This window comes from Alcaligenes sp. RM2 (genome assembly GCF_052931795.1).
Genome location: NZ_JBRFIO010000001.1, coordinates 1,358,194 through 1,374,454 on the forward strand (window position 1 = coordinate 1,358,194; position 16,261 = coordinate 1,374,454).

Genomic DNA, 16,261 nt, shown 5'->3' on the forward strand with positions numbered 1-16,261 from the left:
ACAAAACCCAAGAATAGGTCGCCCTGCTTTGGCTGGCATGCTAAAACCGGTCAACAATACTTTCGTTTCGGCCAGAGGCTTGCTTATGCACAATGTACGACTGGATAGCGTAGATGCCACCCCTCGCCCCTTGCTGGCGATTGGCACGGACTACGCGCCGGGCACGCTGCTGGACTTTCATGTGCACCGACGGGCGCAAATGCTCTATGCCATGACCGGGCTGATGGAAGTCGAAACCGACGATGGCGCCTGGGTAATTCCACCTTATAGCGGCGTGTGGATTCCAGCTGGCAAACGCCATCGCGTACGCATGCAAAGCGCCAGCACCCGAAGCTTATATATAGAGCCGGAAGCAGCACCTCGCAGCAGCACACACTGCGAAGTGCTGGTCATTACGCCCTTGCTGCATCACTTGTTGCTGGCCTCCCTGGCCTTGCCCGCTCTGTACGAGGAGAATGGCCGCGACGGCGCCTTGGCTCAACTGCTTCTGCATGAAGTCGGTTTGGCGCAAACCATGCCGCTCTTTGCCCCCATCCCTCAAGACCCATCCCTGGCCCAGCTCTGCAAAGACTTTTTAAGTCAGCCCAATATTCAAAGCACGCCAGAACAGTGGGCTGGGAAAATCAATAAAAGCCTGCGCAGTTTTACGCGCCTGTTCCGGCAACAAACCGGCATGAGTTTTAGTGAATGGCGTCAACAAGCCTGTCTGCTGGCGGCTCTGGCCAAGCTGTCGGCCGGCCAATCCGTCACACAGATTGCACTGGATCTGGGTTACGACAGCTCCAGTGCCTTTTCCACCATGTTTCGTCGCCGCTTGGGGCAAGCACCCAGCAACTTTATTCGTGTTCCTTGAAGGAACTGACCAGACAGCAACTTGATGGAAGCAGAAACAAAAAGGCCCCCGGAGCTCTGACATCCAGGGGCCTGCACTGCCCGCCTCAACTTATAAGCGGCCTGGCATCATGACTGGGGCTTAACGCGTGATACGCGCCCGTCCACCAATCGTTGCAGCCAGACTGGCCACGAAGGCACCTACCAGCAAGGACGCAAATGCCCACAGCGCGAAAGCAGCGGCGGCCTTGCGAGCGGTGTCAGCCGCTTCACGAGCTTGCTGCTCCAGCTTGTCGGCTGTTTCCTTGGCTTGCTTTTGCACGGAGTCCAGACGCTCCTTGGCTTGCTCGGGCGTCAAGCCGGTACGGTTGGCCACCAAACGCAGCAAGTAATCCTGATCCTGCTGGGACACCTCCCCTTCTTTGAGGCTGCGAGCCAGAATCCGGCTGACCTCACGTTCCGGGTTGCCAGTCTGAGCAGGCGCATTGGCAGGATCTGCCGGACGCAACAAGGTGTCGGTGAAATAGCCCAAGCCGGGGCCTTGCGCCTGATCCTTGCCTGCCTGGCCTACGATGGCCGATGCCGCTCCCACTCCAGCCCCGGCCAGATTCGCCCCCGCCTGAGCCGTACCCGAGACCAGCGAGGCGACACCCGAGCCCAGCAAGAAGACGCTGACAACCGCACTCACGGCCCAGACCAGAAAACCATGCGCCGTATCGCGGAAATGAACTTCGTCACCGTGAACACCTGTCCAATTGGTACGCAGACGTCCAGTGACATAGCCCGCAATACCGTAGGCAATGATCTGCGTGACAAAAAGCCAGATAATCGTCCCGATAGCCATCGTGGTGCCTGAGGCCCCGTCATTACTCCACGGGGAAATCGCCATGAAACCCAGGCCGGTCCCACCTACCAGCAAGGTCACCGTCATGGCAGCGGCAATAACCGCGCCCCCGATGACAGCGCCCCAAGACACAGCGGAGTGCGAAGACTCCGCCACGGCTTGCGTCCCCAAACCTGCATCCGAACCAAATTGCGTTGTAGCCATGATGATTCCTTATTTCAGATTGTGATCGCACGCACCTTAGTGCCAAAACAGAGCCAGCAAAATGATGATAGGGATAGGAACACCCAGAAGCCATAAAAGGATCGATCGCATAAGCCCTCCGTTTGAATGAAAAACAAGAACTGAATGCAGCAAAAAACACTTCACGATCATTCTAGGCAGATAAAAAATCGATAAATTTTATAAAATGTAAAAAGAGAAACCGAATCAAAGCGCATGGCTGCAGGCCACCTCATTCTCAACATGGATAGACTCATGACCCTGGACGAAAAAGGGTTAAACCCTTTTTACATAAGCCCTACAGAGACAAGCGAGAAAGAAGCAGGCTATACGATCAGGCAGCACACACCCGCAAATCAGGCCTCGCCCAAGAATTTCACTCAAAGCTTGTATGGCAATACATGCTTATTTTTTATTATCTTGAAATACTTGATTACGTAGCTGATTGAATTGAGCAGCAGCAATAATAAATAAACAAAATAGCTGCGATAAGAAAAATAAGGGTAAGTAGAAAAATAATTATCGAACCACAAGAAAAAAGAATAACAACTTCAGAAATAAAGTAAACAGAAAAAATCCAACACAGATATTGCAGGCCTCCGCATTCACATCTGCACATGAAGTTCACTTGGCCAACACACCACCTTCCTGGCCTTGCTGACAGACTGCATCCCACACGCATCTGTCCTCAAAAGCGACAAAGAAAGCCACAAAACCGTGCATGGAAGGGGCAGACTCGGTTATCCTGTTGCCTCCATTCAAGCTCGGCCGCTGCGGTGGTAAACCGCGCATCATGCGCCTTCTGTATCCCGATACTGCCAAAGACGGCCTGCATTCACAGAGCCTAGCCTATGAGCGACCTCCAAAGTCTGATCGAATCGGCGTGGGAACAGCGAGCTTCCCTCTCCCCCCAAGAACACAGCATTGAACTGCGCACGGCCATCCATACCGTGATCGAAAAGCTGGATTACGGTTCCCTGCGTGTGGCGGAGAAAATCGACGGACAGTGGCAGGTCAACGACTGGGTCAAGAAAGCGATTCTTCTGTCCTTCAGGATCAACGAAAACCGCGTCATGGCCAGCGAGCCCGCTCCCTTCTATGACAAGGTGCCTCTGAAATTCGAGCAGCACGACCAGGCTGCGTTTGCCCAGGCAGGCTTTCGCGCCGTTCCCGGTGCTGTGGTACGCCAAGGCGCCTATGTAGCACCCGATGTCGTGCTGATGCCCTCGTTTGTGAACATCGGCGCTTATGTCGGTGAAGGCACCATGGTGGATACCTGGGCCACCGTTGGTTCCTGCGCCCAGATCGGCAAGCATGTTCACCTGTCGGGTGGCGTCGGTATTGGCGGGGTATTGGAGCCTCTGCAGGCCAACCCCACTATCATTGAGGACAACTGTTTCATCGGTGCCCGTTCCGAAGTGGTGGAAGGGGTCATCGTAGAAGAGAACTCGGTGCTGGCCATGGGCGTCTTCCTGTCGCAAAGCACCAAAATTTACGAGCGCGAAACAGGCAAGATTTACCAGGGCCGTGTCCCTGCCGGTTCGGTAGTGGTCCCTGGTTCCCTGCCTTCGGCCGATGGGCTCTACAGCCTGGCCTGCGCCATCATCGTCAAGCGTGTGGATGCCCGTACCCGCGCCAAGACCAGTATTAATGATTTACTTCGCGCCTGAACATGAGCACTGACCATTCTGTACTAGACACCCTCAAAGCCCTGATTGCCCGCCCCTCGGTCACCCCTGAGGACGCCCACTGCCAGCAATGGCTGGGCGCAAGGCTGGAGCAAGCGGGCTTTAGCCTGGAACATCTGCCCAGCGGCCCGGTGTCCAATCTGTGGGCCCGCCGTGGCACCCAGGCGCCCTTGTTTGTTTTTGCCGGTCACACAGACGTGGTTCCCACCGGGCCGGAAGCGGCCTGGGACTCGCCCCCGTTTGAACCCACGGTGCGCGACGGTCAGCTGTATGGCCGTGGTGCGGCGGATATGAAAGCCTCGATTGCGGCCTTCATCCACGCAGTTGAGGAATTTACCCAGGCCCATCCTGAACACAAAGGCTCGATTGCCCTGCTGCTGACGTCGGATGAAGAAGGCCCGGCCACCGACGGCACGGTGCATGTTTGCCGAGTGCTGAAAGAACGTGGCGAACAGCTGGACTACTGCATCGTGGGCGAACCTACCTGCTCGCGCCAATTAGGTGACACCATTAAAAATGGCCGTCGTGGCTCCCTGTCCGGCCACTTGATCGTAAAGGGTCGCCAAGGCCATGTGGCGTACCCGCAATTGGCCATCAACCCGCTGCATGTATTCGCCCCTGCGCTGCACGAACTGACAGACCGCATGTGGGACGCCGGCAATATCGATTTCCCGCCCACCAGCTTTCAGATTTCCAATATTCATGCCGGCACTGGCGCGGGTAATGTGATCCCCGGTCAGCTGGATGTGCATTTCAACTTCCGCTTCTCCACCGAGCAGACACCTGCCGGTCTGCAAGCCGAAGTGGAATCCATCCTGCGCCGCCATCGTGTGGACTTCCAACTGGAATGGACACTGGGTGGCGAGCCCTTCCTGACAGAGGCCGGACCGCTAAGCCAGGCTCTTGCCAAGGCCATTGAAACCGAAACCGGCGTGGAAACCGATCTGTCCACGACAGGCGGCACCTCGGATGGCCGCTTTATCGCTAAAATCTGCCCTCAAGTGGTCGAATTTGGCCCGCTCAACGCCAGCATCCATCAAATCAATGAGCACGTTGCTGTGGCTGATCTTGAGCCTCTTAAAAACATTTATCGCCGTACATTGGAATCCCTGCTTTGTTAAGCCCTTGCATCGATCATTCCTCCCTGCTGGAAGCCCAGCAGGAACTGCGCACCGTGCGTGACTTGTTGCGCTGGTCCGTCAGTCAGTTCAACCGCTGTCAGCTGGCCTTTGGCCATGGCAGTGACAATGCCTGGGACGAGGCCGCCTATCTGCTGCTGCACACCCTGCATTTGCCCCTGGACACGCTGGACCCGTATCTGGATGCCACCGTGCTGGAGTCCGAGCGCGCTGCCTATCTGGCCCTGGTCGCACGACGCTGCAACGAGCGCGTGCCCGCCGCCTACCTGACTGGCGAAGCCTGGCTGCAAGGCCATCGCTTCCGCGTCACCGCCAACACCATCGTGCCGCGCTCTCCCATTGCTGAATTGCTGGCAGAGCAGTTGCAACCCTGGATTGCGGACCCCGATGCCATCTACAACGCCCTGGATTTGTGCACTGGCTCGGGCTGTCTGGCTATTTTGACGGCACTGGCCTTCCCACAAGCCCAGGTCGATGCCGTGGATCTGTCCGACGCCGCGCTGGAAGTGGCCCAGTCAAACATCGATGCCTTCGAGCTGAACGATCGCATGAGCTTGTACAAGAGCGATCTGCTGGATCAATTGCCGCCAAGCGCTTACGACCTGATCATTTGCAACCCACCGTATGTGAATGAGCAGTCCATGCAAAACCTGCCCAAGGAATACCAGCACGAGCCACAACTGGCCCTGGCTGGCGGCGACGATGGTATGGATCTGGTGCGTCGCATTCTGGAAGCGGCCCCCAACTTCCTGGCGCCCGAAGGTGTGCTGGTATTGGAAATCGGCAATGAGTACGACAATTTCATCGCTGCTTTCCCGGAGCTGGAGCCGATCTGGCTGAGCACGGAAACCGCTGAAGACCAGATTCTCTTGTTAAGCCGGGAGCAACTGGCTCTGTGATACGCGCAACTGGAATTACGCTGCGTCGCGGCGTCAAAGTCCTGCTGGACAATACTGACTTCATCGTCAACCCGGGCGAGCGCCTGGGCATTGTGGGCAAGAACGGTGCGGGTAAATCCTCGCTGTTTGCCTTGCTGCAAGGCGAGCTGGATCTGGACGGGGGTGACCTGAGCATCCCCGAAGTCTGGGAAGTGGCCAGTGTGCGCCAAACCATTCCAGACCGTGACCGCCCTGCCCGCGAATTTGTTATCGATGGCGACGAGCGCTTGCGTGCCTTGCAGGAAAAACGTGCCAATACGCCCGACAGCGATGGCCAAGCCATTGCCGAACTGGAAAACGCCCTGATCGAAGCCGATGCCTGGTCCGCCCCCTCGCGTGCCGAGCAACTGCTGGCCGGTCTGGGTTTCCGCCCCGATCAGTGGATGCTGCCCGTGCGCGAGTTCTCCGGTGGCTGGCAAATGCGCCTGTCCCTGGCCCGTGCCCTGATGGCCCCTTCGGACCTGCTCTTACTGGACGAACCGACCAACCACCTGGATCTGGACGCCATGCTCTGGCTGGAGCGCTGGTTGAGTTCCTACCCCGGCACGGTCCTGCTGATTTCGCACGACACCGAGTTTCTGGATGCCGTGGCCCGTTCGATTCTGCACGTGGATCAAGGCAAGCTGGTTCGCTACAAAGGCGGCTACAACGACTTTCTGGTGCAACGTGCCGAGCGCGTTCAACAAAGCCAGATCGCCTACGAGCGTCAAACCCGTGAAGCCGCGCGTCTACAAAGCTTTATTGATCGCTTCAAGGCCCAGGCCACCAAGGCCAAACAGGCACAAAGCCGCGTCAAGGCGTTGGCCCGCATGCAGACCGTGACGCTCTTGCGCGACGACTCAAGCGTTTCCATTCGCCTGCCCTCGCCCGAATACACACCCGATCCCTTGCTGACATTGGATCAAGCCGATCTGGGTTACCCCGGTCAGGACAAGACCATTTTGAGCCAGGTCCGTCTGATGGTTCGCGGCGGTGCCCGTGTGGGTATTTTGGGGATGAACGGTGCGGGTAAATCCACACTGGTCAAAACCCTGGCTGGCAAGCTGGAACCTATCAAAGGCGAACGCCTGGAATCCAAAGGCCTGGTAATCGGCTACTTTGCCCAGCACCAGTTGGACTCCATTGACCCGGACTCCACTCCCCTGCAACATCTGGCGCGTCTGGCTCCGGATGTCCGCGAGCAGGAACTGCGTAATTACCTGGGCTCCTTCGGTTTCAGCGGTGATATGGTCACCAGCCTGACTGCCCCCTTCTCCGGTGGCGAAAAGGCACGTCTGGCCCTGTCCCTGATTGTTTGGCAAAAGCCCAACCTGCTCCTGCTGGACGAGCCAACCAACCACTTGGACGTGGAGACCCGTGAGGCCCTGGCGACAGCCTTGGCTGATTACGGTGGCAGCGTGCTGCTGGTATCGCACGATCGCCATTTGCTGCGTTCTACCGTTGATTCTTTCTGGATCGTGGCCGATGGCCAGGTTCAGGAGTTTGATGGCGACCTGGAAGACTACCGCGACTGGCTACTGGCCCGCAGCGCGCAATCGCGCTCGGAAGCTCGCCAGGAAGCGCGTGCGGATACAGGTGCTGAAGGCACAGACCGAAAGACTCAACGCCGTCAGGAAGCCGAACTGCGTCAACGGCAGGCCCAACAACGCAAGCCACTGGAAAGCCGCTTGAAGAAAGTGGAGTCAGCCATGGAGAAAGCTCAGCTGCGTTTGCAGGAACTGGATACCTTGATGCAAGACCCCGACTTTTACTCCGACAGCTACAAGGACCAACGCCCCGCCTTGATGACCGAACATGGTGAGCTCACCAAGACGCATCAAACGCTGGAAGAAGAGTGGTTGGAAATTCAGGAAGCAATGGAAGAAATCGGGCGACAGGTCTAGGCCTATCGACTCCGTTCCGCTCGTGAACTCCTGAAAAAGAAGGCGCCATATCCACAAGGATTGGCGCCTTTTTGCTGAAAGCTCTTGATGGTCTGCAAAACGCACATCGAAGCCTTACGAGTTTGCTGACTCCTGGGTATCTGAGCCAGGACTATGAGCAGAGGATCTATACACTCGTAAACTTGGCTATGTCATCTCGTTCTTCGTTTTGCTGTATGCCATTCAGCGCATACGTTTAGCCAAGGTGAGTCCGGCTAGCAAACAACAACAACAACAACAACAACAACAACAACAACAACAACAACAACAACAACAACAACAAACTCATGTGAGCCAAAACTCACTTGAGAACCGGCTCGACAACTCAGCTCCCTTCACCCCCATTGCCACGGCTCGCACAGCCCAAATATCCACACAGCAAGTCCACAATGGCCTCTTCCACCTGCTCCGGTGGATACGGCACACCGGGCGGAATGATCGCACCATGAATCAGGGACTCCAGACTTTGCATTACTACCCAGGTGGCTAAATCCAGATCCTGCGGGGCAACCTCGCTGCGGTGCTCTTCCAGCAGTTGACGAATGCGGTCACGAATACTTTGATCAGCCTGGCTCTCGCTGGCTGGCGCATCAAAGAAAGGAAAATCCTTTTCCAGTACCCGATGCAATTCCGGGTCCACCCGATGCGCGGCCAACCAGGCTTTGACCAGATCACTCAAACGCCCCCGCAACCCCAGGGACTGCGTATCGGCCAGACTGCTTTCCATAGCCTGGTTCATTTGCAAAGCATGGTGTTCATGCAAGGCGGCAATCAGTGAGTCCTTATTCGGGAAGTACTGATACACCGAGCCCACGCTGACTCCAGCCACCTCCGCGACCACATTGGTATTGTTGCCGGCATAGCCACGCTCGGACAAAACGCGAGCCGTGTTCGTCAGTTTTCTAAGTATCGGGCTGCCCCTGCCCGTACTGCCCTTGCATGTACACAATGTGCTGGAGATGAGTACGCTGGTCGTGGGCCTGGTTATCGGTGTTCAATTCGCAGCCGCTTTGCTCTCCCGTGCCTGGGCCGGGAATCTGGCTGATACACAAGGCTCCAAGCACGCCGTCATGCTGGGCTTGATGGTGATGTGCTTGTCCGGCCTGGCCTATCTGGCTTCGTTGAGCTTTGTCAGCACACCAACCCTATCGGTCTGGGTGCTGGTGATTGGCCGTATCTTGCTGGGCTGCAGTGAAAGCCTGATTGTGACGGGTGCCTTGAGCTGGGGCATCGGCCTGGTTGGCCCGCAAAATGCAGGCAAAGTCATGGCCTGGGTGGGTGTGGCCATGTACGGCGCCTACGCCGTCGGCGCCCCTCTGGGTGTTGTGGTGAGCCAGGAGTACGGTTTTAACGGTATCGCCGTCGCCGTCACGCTGTTGCCTTTGATTTCCCTGGTGATGCTGCTTAAGACCCGCGCCACCGCCCCCACTGCGCTGCGTCGTACCCCTTTCTACCAAGTCCTGGGATTGGTCTGGGGCGCCGGTATGGGCTTGTTGCTGTGCAGTGTCGGTTTTGGCAGTCTGACCGCCTTTATTGCCCTGCTCTTTGCTGATCGCAACTGGGGCAATGCTTCGCTGGCATTCACTGCCTTTGGGCTTGCCTTCATTGCTGCGCGCATGTTCTTTGGTCATCTACCTGACAAGCTGGGCGGGGCACGCGTCGCTTTGCTGTGCGTGCTGGTGGAAGCAGTGGGTCTCTTGCTGATCTGGGGTGCCCACAGCCCTGCCATTGCGTACCTGGGTGCAGCCTTGACCGGATGGGGCTATTCCCTGGCCTTTCCTGGTTTTGGTGTCGAGGCCGTACGCCGCGCACCACCCGAAAGCCGAGGTGTCGCCATGGGCGCCTATGTCGCCTTTCTGGACATTTCTTTGGGCATCACCGGCCCTGCCCTGGGCGCAGTCGCAGGAACCTGGGGGCTGGAAGCGATTTATCTGTTCAGTGCAGTGGTCGTTAGCTTGTCTGTACTGGTGGCGCTGCGTTTGATGCGTCATCCTATAGCCCAGGTTTGAAACCCGTTCCCGCAAAAGCAATTTCATAAAAGCAAAAGGGACTGAGCTTGCCGTTAGGCAGTCTCAGTCCCTTTTTAAACCTTAAACAAAATACCGCAAAGGCAGCTCAAGACAGCCTTATGGGGCTACATACAAAAGGCGGCCCTGTTTTCTGGCTTGTTCCAGCTCCTGCACAACCTGCTGACGCGTCTTATGAACACTGCCCGCAGGCAAGACTGGATATTCGTCGTCTGCAAAATCCAGCAAACCGGCTTGTTGAGCCTCTTGCAACTCCTGAACCACCTGAGCGCGACTTTTGCTGTAGCTCTGGCCCTGCACCTGTGCAGTTCCGTCAGCCGCCCAAGCAGCGCTTGAAGCGATCAAAGCCGTGCAAGCCACTGTCCAAAAACCTAATTTCATAATGAATCTCCTTGATAAAAAAACCGCCTCTCCGCCAGGACCTAAACAGGTCGAGCAAAGGGAGGCGCAATGGGATTGGGGGGTGAAGAACGCAACAGCACGGCCAGACACAAGGCCAGCAAGCTGCACCAAAACACCAGGTTGTAGGCGCTGATCTGCGCAGCGACCTGCGATTCACGAGCCAGAACGCGAGCCAAGGCGGCCACGCCGTCCGAAGCCCTCTCCATAACCAGAGGGTCACCCTCTACAAGATGGCTACTCAGACTGCTGCGGCTGATATCGCCTGCCATGCGCAGCCAGGTAGACACCAGCGTGGCGGCGGCAACGGGCGTAAAGACACGAGCAATGGGGACATACACACCCAAAGCCACTCCATGTTGAGGATTCAGATTGGTCACAAAAGCAGCAATCAACCCGATCAACATGGTGCTCTCGCCCACAGACTGCAAAATCAGGATCGAAACAAACTGCTCCACACGCCAGTCGTGGCTAATATGAGTTCCCAGCCAGGCGGTGAAGGCGATGATGCTTAGACCGAGAATCATCATCAGGCGTGGCTCAAGACGTCGAGCCAGATAGATCGCCAGCGGAGTCGAGGCCAGGTAAGCCCCAAACGCAATCCAGGTGGCAGCACCCGCTTGCAGGGGTTTCAAGTCCCCCATCTGGGTCAGAAAGCTGGGAATCAGCAAAGACGTCGGTGTCATCAGCACGCCGAACAGGCAGGCAATAATCAGGCACACACGGATATTTCGATTGCTCAAAGCCATCAGGCTGGCAAAGGAGTTCTGCCTGCGCATGCCACGTCCTATGGCGGCCACCACAAGCACCACGCCACCGAGCAGAGCAGAAACAACCAGACCGGAATCAGTCCAGCCCAGCCGTTCCGCGGACTCTATCCCGACAAAGGCCAGCACCAAACCCGTACAAAACAAGGCCATCCCGCCCCAATCGGCGTTTTGCAATTGGTCGCGATCTATAGGCGTCAACGGCATGGCTTTCCAGGCCAGAAACGCAATCACTGGCCCCACAAAAGCAGTGGGCCAATACACCCAATGCCAACTGAACTCCTCCAGTAAAAAACCGGATGTGCCATAGCCCGCATCCATGCCGGTTGAAACACGCAAGCTGTACGCTGCCATAACAGCCAGCCAAAGCCGAGGGTGCACACTGCGCAAAGCCAGGGACATCGTCAGTGGCAGGTAAATCCCCAGACAAAGTCCGGCCAGTCCGTGCAGGCTCAACAAGACGGGGTAATGATGGGCAAAGAAAGGGATCAAAAAGGCGGCCAAGCCCAACAGCAGGCTGGGCACCAGCAGTACCCGGGTCGGCCCGATTACGGTTGCCAGCCAGGGCGCAATCGGCATGGAGATCAACTGCGCCGCATTCAAGGCCGTTCCCAACCAGGCCGCCTCCAGCACATCCAAGCCAAACTGGCCGCGCAAGTCCGGCAAGGCAGCGGAAAACAGACGCCCTTGCACGGTGGTCAAGACCGCGCCCAGGAAGATCGCCATCACGGTCAGGATGGGGCGTGCGGTTTGCGTATTAGCCATCAGCCTGGAGAACGGCATGGTCAGCCCTCCTGAGCCCGAACGACGGCCAGTTGACGAGTCTGTTTCAAACCCGGCATGTCATATGCCGCGACGTGGGAACCCGCCGTGTCGATTCTGGCCTGTGCCGACATACCGGGGCGCAGACGCTCCAACTGTGCCTGGCCCGGCTCCAGCTCAATACGCACCGGTATGCGCTGCACCACTTTGGTGAAATTCCCGGAGGCGTTATCGGCAGGCAATAAGGAAGACTCGGCCCCGCTCATGGGTGCAATCTCTACTACGCGCCCCCGCCAACTGCCACCGGGCAAGCCATCCACGGTCAACTCCACCGGCTGCCCAGGCTGCACATGCGCAAGCTGCGTTTCCTTGTAGTTTGCAATGACGTAGGCCTGCTCCAGGGGGACGATGGAAACAATCTGCGTGCCCTGGTTCAACAAGCTGCCTACTTGCACATGACGCTTGTTCAAGACCCCGTCAAAAGGGGCCACAATCCGCGTATAGCCCAAATTGCGACGAGCAGACTCCAAGGCAGCTTCAGCCGATTTCAAATCAGCGGTACGAATCGCACGCTGCCCCTGCAGAACCTTCAGGGAGTTTTTCGCCAGCTCCACTTGTGCGGTAGCGGCCTCCCCTTGGCTGATTGCCTCATCCAGATCGGCCTGGGCGTTTTCATAGCCTTGCCGTGACAAGGCACCTTCCTTGACCAGCCTTGCCTGACGCGAAGGATTATTACGATATTGCCGCACGCGCACCTGCACGGAGCGCAGCTTGGCTTGCGCCTCTTTAATACGCGCCTGTTGCTGTGCAATTTCACCGTCCAGATTGTCCAGATGGGCCTGCGCCTTGGACTGTTCCGCCCGCGCTGCCGCCACGGCAAGCTCGTAATCGGCCGGATCAATCTGCGCAATCAGATCCCCCGCCTTGACCTGCTCATAATCCCCCAAGGGCAAGGCTTTCACGTAGCCCGAAACCTTGGCACTGAGCACCGCAAAGTCGGATTTCACGTAAGCATTCTGAGTGCTCTGTATACGGCGGCTACTGGTCCACTCGTTCCACTGCGTGGTCGCCAGAATCAGCAGCCCAATCATGGCCAGGCAGCCCAGCCAAGGAGCCAGCCGCAGGCCCAGCGCTTTGCGTTCCGTTGAAGTTGTTGAGGTGCTCATAACCGTATCCCTGCTCAATCAAAAATCACAAACTAACACTGTTAGTCTATGAGCGAATGATACACTAACATCGTTAGGTTGCAAATATCGGAGAGAACATGGCAACAAAAGCGCCCCGTATTCAACGTGAATACATCATCCAGACAGCGCTGGACTTGCTGGACCAGGAGGGGCTGGAAGGCCTGACTTTGCGCAAACTGGCTCAGGCCCTGAATATCCAGGCCCCCTCGCTGTATTGGCATTTCAATGCCAAGCAAGCCTTGATTGATGGCATGGCTGACGCGTTGGTAGAAAACGTGGCGCGACACAGCCCAAGCAACCAAGCCTGGGATGAACAAGTTCGGCATCTGGGTCTGGAGTTCCGGCAGGCCCTGTTGCAAAGACGAGACGGCGCTCGAGTCTTTGCGGGTACCTATGTAGTCACCGACAATGTGCTGCGCACCAGCGAAGCCTTTTTGTCCGCTTTCATGCAGGCAGGCGCAGACAGCCAATTTGCTGCCGAGGCCAGCTTTAGCCTGATTTACTACATTCTGGGTTTTGTCATGGAAGAACAGGCTCTGGGGCCTGGCAGCACATTGGACCTGTCTTTACGCAAACAGGCTTTTTTAGAATTGGCTCAAGAAAAGTACCCCAGCAACTGGCAGGCACGTGAGGCGATTTTTTCCGATGACTTTACGGGCCGTTTTATCACTGGCCTGAACCTGTTGATTGATGGTACAAAGCAGCGCATTCAAAACAAATCATAAACAGACATTCTCAGGACCCGCACATGCACGTTGCTACACAGGAATTCCCCCGTATCTGGATCTCGAACAGCGCCCCATCCAATTGGAAAGCGGAACTGGAAGCCTTGCTGGAGCAAGGACAACGCTTTGTCTTGCTGACCCGCGAGCTGCCTGGTGCAGAGGAAGGCACGGACAAGGAGGAGTTCTCGCAATGGATCAAGGCCAACCGCAGCCGTCTGAGCGTGTCCTGTGCCGCCAGCCTGGTAGTTGTCAGCAATGCCTTGATGGCCTTTTCCTTGAATGCCTTTGTCGCCCCTTTGAGCGAAAAATTCGGCTTTCCAGTCCGCGTGGTGCATGAGGACGATCTGGACGCGCAAATTACCGCTTTTCTGGCTGCCAGCCCGGAAGTGGCAGACAGCTAAGCAGTACGAGTTGCAACTTTATAGGCCCTACACTGTCCATTATCTTTTCTGATTTTGACTGTCACCCGTTTGAGTCTCTCCCCACATCTCCCCACACTACCGCCTGTACTGGCAGGCCCTATTTTGCGTCGCCTCGATTCCCAGCGCCTGGTGCTATGGCTGGTTGGCAGCTCGGCCTTGAGCCTGGACCTGGTCCTGCAAGCAGAGGGTGCCGCTCCCCAGCGTATTTCGCTCAGTAGCGAGCACTGTCGCATCGTACAGTTGGGCAAGCAGGCCTTTATCCACTTTCTGGATGTACCACTAACTACAGCCCTGCCCCAAGACACGCTTGTTCACTACGATTTGCTCGCCTCAATCGAAGGTGGACCGGAGCAAGGGATTGCTGATTGGGCTCCCCATCTGCTGCACCAGGGTCAAACCCGGCCCAGCTTTGTGCTGGCCAGCCGCGCTGACAATCTGATGTTTGGCTCGTGCCGCAAGCCTCATCACGCCTCGCGCGATGGTTTGGCTCAGGCCGACACAGTCTTGAGTGAGCACATTACCCAAGCCCATGCCCGGCCTGCCTTGCTGATGCTGTCCGGAGACCAGGTTTACGCCGACGATGTGGCCGGCCCCATGCTGGCGGCCATTCATGCCTTGATTGAGCGGCTAGGCTTGTATGGGGAATATCTGGAAGGCGCCGTCGTCTCGGATAGTGAATCGCTTTACCGGCACCCCGCCAGCTACTACCGACGTGCGGATTTGCTGCCTGCCTTCAAATCCAACGAAGATCTGCGCGAGCGCTTTTTTGGTGGTGTGGAAAAACCGATTTTCACCACTGCCAACGCACACAATCACTTGGTCACGCTGGCCGAAGTCATGGCCATGTATTTGCTGGTTTGGTCCCCCATCCCATGGCAAATCATTCCCGAGCCTGAGCCTCCTCAATTGGAGCCCAAGCATCAGCAACGCTGGCAACGCGAGTCACTGGCATTGGAAGGTTTCCGTCAGGACCTGCCCCAAGCAGCACGCCTTTTGGCCCACGTGCAAACCTTGATGATTTTCGACGACCACGACATCACCGATGACTGGAATCTGTCCGCCAAATGGGAAAGCGTCGCCTATGGCCATCCTTTTTCACGGCAGATCGTAGGCAATGCCCTGATCGCCTATATGTTGTGTCAGGGTTGGGGCAACCGGCCCGAGGTGTTTGAGTCGGTATTGGACACGGTGACCGCCTGGACCAGCCAGCCGGATGAATATCAGCGTCTTGAACATGAGACTCAAGATGCGCTGATCAAGGAACTGCTGGAGTTTCGCCAATGGGACTATGTGCTGCGCACCCAGCCTACCCTGATCGTGCTGGATACACGCACACGCCGCTGGCATAAGCGCCGTTTGCCCAGTCGCCCGTCCGGACTGATGGATTGGGAGTCTTTGACCGAGCTCCAGCACGAACTGCTGGATGAACGTGCCGCCATCATTGTGTCGCCCACGCCCATGTTTGGCGTCAAGCTGATCGAAGTCATACAAAGCATCTGCACGTACGCGGGTTTTGCTCTGACGGTAGACGCCGAGAACTGGATGGCCCACCGAGGGGCTGCCAACACCATGCTGAACATCTTCAGGCATTCACGCACGCCCGGAAACTATGTGATTCTGTCCGGCGATGTGCACTATTCCTTTGTCTACGATGTACAGGTACGCCATAGCGGGCACATTCCACATATCTGGCAAGTCACCAGCAGCGGCATCAAGAACGAATTTCCGGAAGCTTTATTGAACTGGCTGGATCGGCTGAACCGCTGGCTCTACTCGCCGCGATCCCCTCTGAACTGGTTTACGCAACGCCGTGACCTGAGCATCAGCCCGCGTCTGCCGGATCAGCGCAAACAGGGGGAACGGGTATGGAATGGTTCCGGAATCGGCCAGATCTGGCTGGATGAGGAAGGTCGCCCCGCCCGCATCCTGCATCACAATGCCAATAAAAAGCCGCCTACCGAATTTCTGCCTCCGGATCAGGAGAAGAAAGGGTAAGGCGGCTAGCGTCTGGCTACAGCAGGTGGAACTTACTGACCCGCTACAGAGCTGACATAGGTGGCGACAGCATCACGCTCTTCGTCACTCATGGTTTGTGCAAAAGAAGGCATGGCGCCCATGCCTTCTTTCATGACCTTCAGGATCTGTTCCTTGCCTGGCTTGAGTTCATCCAGATCCGGACCAATTGCCCCGGCTGAACCAGCATCAGCCAAGGCATGACAGACCGCACAGGCAATAGGTTTGGCACCTGTCAGAAACAGTTCCCTGCCTTGCTCCTGAGCGTAGGCTTGAGTACTAAAAACAAATACAGATACTGCAGCAACTAGATATTTCTTCATGATTCCCTTCCATAGCCGCCCCGAGCTGACGGGGCGGGTACAACATTCAAGA

15 protein-coding genes are annotated in these 16,261 nt (G+C 56.8%); 9 read left to right on the plus strand and 6 right to left on the minus strand.

Annotated features, from left to right (window positions below):
* The first annotated feature begins 85 nt into the window (after positions 1–85).
* A complete protein-coding gene (locus ACU6HM_RS06360; protein WP_369326665.1) occupies positions 86–853 on the plus strand; it encodes an AraC family transcriptional regulator in 768 nt (255 codons plus the stop codon).
* 120 nt (positions 854–973) lie between these two features.
* On the opposite strand, the gene ACU6HM_RS06365 is transcribed toward ACU6HM_RS06360, so the two are convergent.
* Complete coding sequence (locus ACU6HM_RS06365; RefSeq protein ID WP_009455739.1) at positions 974–1,879, minus strand: hypothetical protein; 906 nt, start codon at positions 1,877–1,879, stop codon at positions 974–976.
* An 869-nt stretch (positions 1,880–2,748) separates the two neighbouring features.
* Between ACU6HM_RS06365 and dapD the strand changes: the two genes are divergently transcribed.
* Genes dapD through ACU6HM_RS06385 form a run of 4 tightly spaced genes read left to right on the plus strand, consistent with a single transcriptional unit; the run spans position 2,749 to position 7,545 of the window.
* The gene (gene dapD, locus ACU6HM_RS06370) at positions 2,749–3,567 is read left to right on the plus strand and encodes a 2,3,4,5-tetrahydropyridine-2,6-dicarboxylate N-succinyltransferase (protein WP_026482863.1); all 819 of its coding nucleotides are present in this window, start codon (positions 2,749–2,751) and stop codon (positions 3,565–3,567) included.
* A gap of 2 nt (positions 3,568–3,569) precedes the next feature.
* On the plus strand, positions 3,570–4,706 hold the full coding sequence (gene dapE / locus ACU6HM_RS06375) for a succinyl-diaminopimelate desuccinylase (RefSeq protein WP_083053746.1): 1,137 nt from the start codon (positions 3,570–3,572) through the stop codon (positions 4,704–4,706).
* Positions 4,700–5,623, plus strand: coding sequence for a 50S ribosomal protein L3 N(5)-glutamine methyltransferase (gene prmB / locus ACU6HM_RS06380; RefSeq protein WP_446763527.1), 924 nt, complete (start codon positions 4,700–4,702; stop codon positions 5,621–5,623). Before dapE ends, prmB begins: the two co-directional genes overlap by 7 nt.
* The gene (locus tag ACU6HM_RS06385; protein WP_446763528.1) at positions 5,620–7,545 is read left to right on the plus strand and encodes an ATP-binding cassette domain-containing protein; all 1,926 of its coding nucleotides are present in this window, start codon (positions 5,620–5,622) and stop codon (positions 7,543–7,545) included. The genes prmB and ACU6HM_RS06385 overlap by 4 nt, the downstream gene beginning before the upstream one ends.
* A 364-nt stretch (positions 7,546–7,909) precedes the next feature.
* Here ACU6HM_RS06385 and ACU6HM_RS06390 read toward each other — a convergent pair whose 3' ends face one another.
* Positions 7,910–8,461 carry a TetR/AcrR family transcriptional regulator gene (locus ACU6HM_RS06390; RefSeq protein WP_254499451.1) on the minus strand — a complete coding sequence of 184 codons (552 nt, stop codon included), beginning with the start codon at positions 8,459–8,461 and terminating at the stop codon, positions 7,910–7,912.
* A gap of 10 nt (positions 8,462–8,471) precedes the next feature.
* Here ACU6HM_RS06390 and ACU6HM_RS06395 point away from each other — a divergent pair, with 10 nt between their 5' ends.
* The gene (locus tag ACU6HM_RS06395) at positions 8,472–9,593 is read left to right on the plus strand and encodes an MFS transporter (RefSeq protein ID WP_446763529.1); all 1,122 of its coding nucleotides are present in this window, start codon (positions 8,472–8,474) and stop codon (positions 9,591–9,593) included.
* Between the two features lie 117 nt (positions 9,594–9,710).
* Here the strand turns inward: ACU6HM_RS06395 and ACU6HM_RS06400 are convergent, their stop codons facing one another.
* Genes ACU6HM_RS06400 through ACU6HM_RS06410 form a run of 3 tightly spaced genes read right to left on the minus strand, consistent with a single transcriptional unit; the run spans position 9,711 to position 12,705 of the window.
* Positions 9,711–9,992, minus strand: coding sequence for a DUF4148 domain-containing protein (locus ACU6HM_RS06400; protein WP_446763530.1), 282 nt, complete (start codon positions 9,990–9,992; stop codon positions 9,711–9,713).
* A gap of 41 nt (positions 9,993–10,033) precedes the next feature.
* Positions 10,034–11,560 carry an MFS transporter gene (locus tag ACU6HM_RS06405; RefSeq protein ID WP_137430895.1) on the minus strand — a complete coding sequence of 509 codons (1,527 nt, stop codon included), beginning with the start codon at positions 11,558–11,560 and terminating at the stop codon, positions 10,034–10,036.
* A gap of 2 nt (positions 11,561–11,562) precedes the next feature.
* Positions 11,563–12,705 carry an HlyD family secretion protein gene (locus ACU6HM_RS06410; RefSeq protein ID WP_060185989.1) on the minus strand — a complete coding sequence of 381 codons (1,143 nt, stop codon included), beginning with the start codon at positions 12,703–12,705 and terminating at the stop codon, positions 11,563–11,565.
* A gap of 98 nt (positions 12,706–12,803) precedes the next feature.
* On the opposite strand from ACU6HM_RS06410, the gene ACU6HM_RS06415 reads away from it, so the two are divergent.
* From ACU6HM_RS06415 to ACU6HM_RS06425, 3 genes are all read left to right on the plus strand, one after another.
* Complete coding sequence (locus ACU6HM_RS06415) at positions 12,804–13,451, plus strand: TetR/AcrR family transcriptional regulator C-terminal domain-containing protein (RefSeq protein WP_446763531.1); 648 nt, start codon at positions 12,804–12,806, stop codon at positions 13,449–13,451.
* A 23-nt stretch (positions 13,452–13,474) separates the two neighbouring features.
* Positions 13,475–13,852, plus strand: coding sequence for a hypothetical protein (locus ACU6HM_RS06420; RefSeq protein ID WP_446763532.1), 378 nt, complete (start codon positions 13,475–13,477; stop codon positions 13,850–13,852).
* A gap of 123 nt (positions 13,853–13,975) precedes the next feature.
* On the plus strand, positions 13,976–15,868 hold the full coding sequence (locus tag ACU6HM_RS06425; RefSeq protein ID WP_250757051.1) for an alkaline phosphatase D family protein: 1,893 nt from the start codon (positions 13,976–13,978) through the stop codon (positions 15,866–15,868).
* 32 nt (positions 15,869–15,900) lie between these two features.
* Here ACU6HM_RS06425 and sorU read toward each other — a convergent pair whose 3' ends face one another.
* Positions 15,901–16,209 carry a SorU family sulfite dehydrogenase c-type cytochrome subunit gene (sorU, locus tag ACU6HM_RS06430; protein ID WP_250757050.1) on the minus strand — a complete coding sequence of 103 codons (309 nt, stop codon included), beginning with the start codon at positions 16,207–16,209 and terminating at the stop codon, positions 15,901–15,903.
* Positions 16,210–16,261 lie beyond the last annotated feature (52 nt).

Excerpts from the sequence above, each read along its gene's own strand:
- ACU6HM_RS06420 (WP_446763532.1), top strand. The coding sequence starts at position 13,475 with ATGCACGTTGCTACACAGGAATTCCCCCGTATCTGGATCTCGAACAGC.
- ACU6HM_RS06365 (WP_009455739.1), bottom strand. The coding sequence starts at position 1,879 with ATGGCTACAACGCAATTTGGTTCGGATGCAGGTTTGGGGACGCAAGCC.
- ACU6HM_RS06360 (WP_369326665.1), top strand. The coding sequence starts at position 86 with ATGCACAATGTACGACTGGATAGCGTAGATGCCACCCCTCGCCCCTTG.
- dapD (WP_026482863.1), top strand. The coding sequence starts at position 2,749 with ATGAGCGACCTCCAAAGTCTGATCGAATCGGCGTGGGAACAGCGAGCT.
- ACU6HM_RS06410 (WP_060185989.1), bottom strand. The coding sequence starts at position 12,705 with ATGAGCACCTCAACAACTTCAACGGAACGCAAAGCGCTGGGCCTGCGG.
- ACU6HM_RS06415 (WP_446763531.1), top strand. The coding sequence starts at position 12,804 with ATGGCAACAAAAGCGCCCCGTATTCAACGTGAATACATCATCCAGACA.
- sorU (WP_250757050.1), bottom strand. The coding sequence starts at position 16,209 with ATGAAGAAATATCTAGTTGCTGCAGTATCTGTATTTGTTTTTAGTACT.
- ACU6HM_RS06405 (WP_137430895.1), bottom strand. The coding sequence starts at position 11,560 with ATGCCGTTCTCCAGGCTGATGGCTAATACGCAAACCGCACGCCCCATC.
- dapE (WP_083053746.1), top strand. The coding sequence starts at position 3,570 with ATGAGCACTGACCATTCTGTACTAGACACCCTCAAAGCCCTGATTGCC.
- ACU6HM_RS06400 (WP_446763530.1), bottom strand. The coding sequence starts at position 9,992 with ATGAAATTAGGTTTTTGGACAGTGGCTTGCACGGCTTTGATCGCTTCA.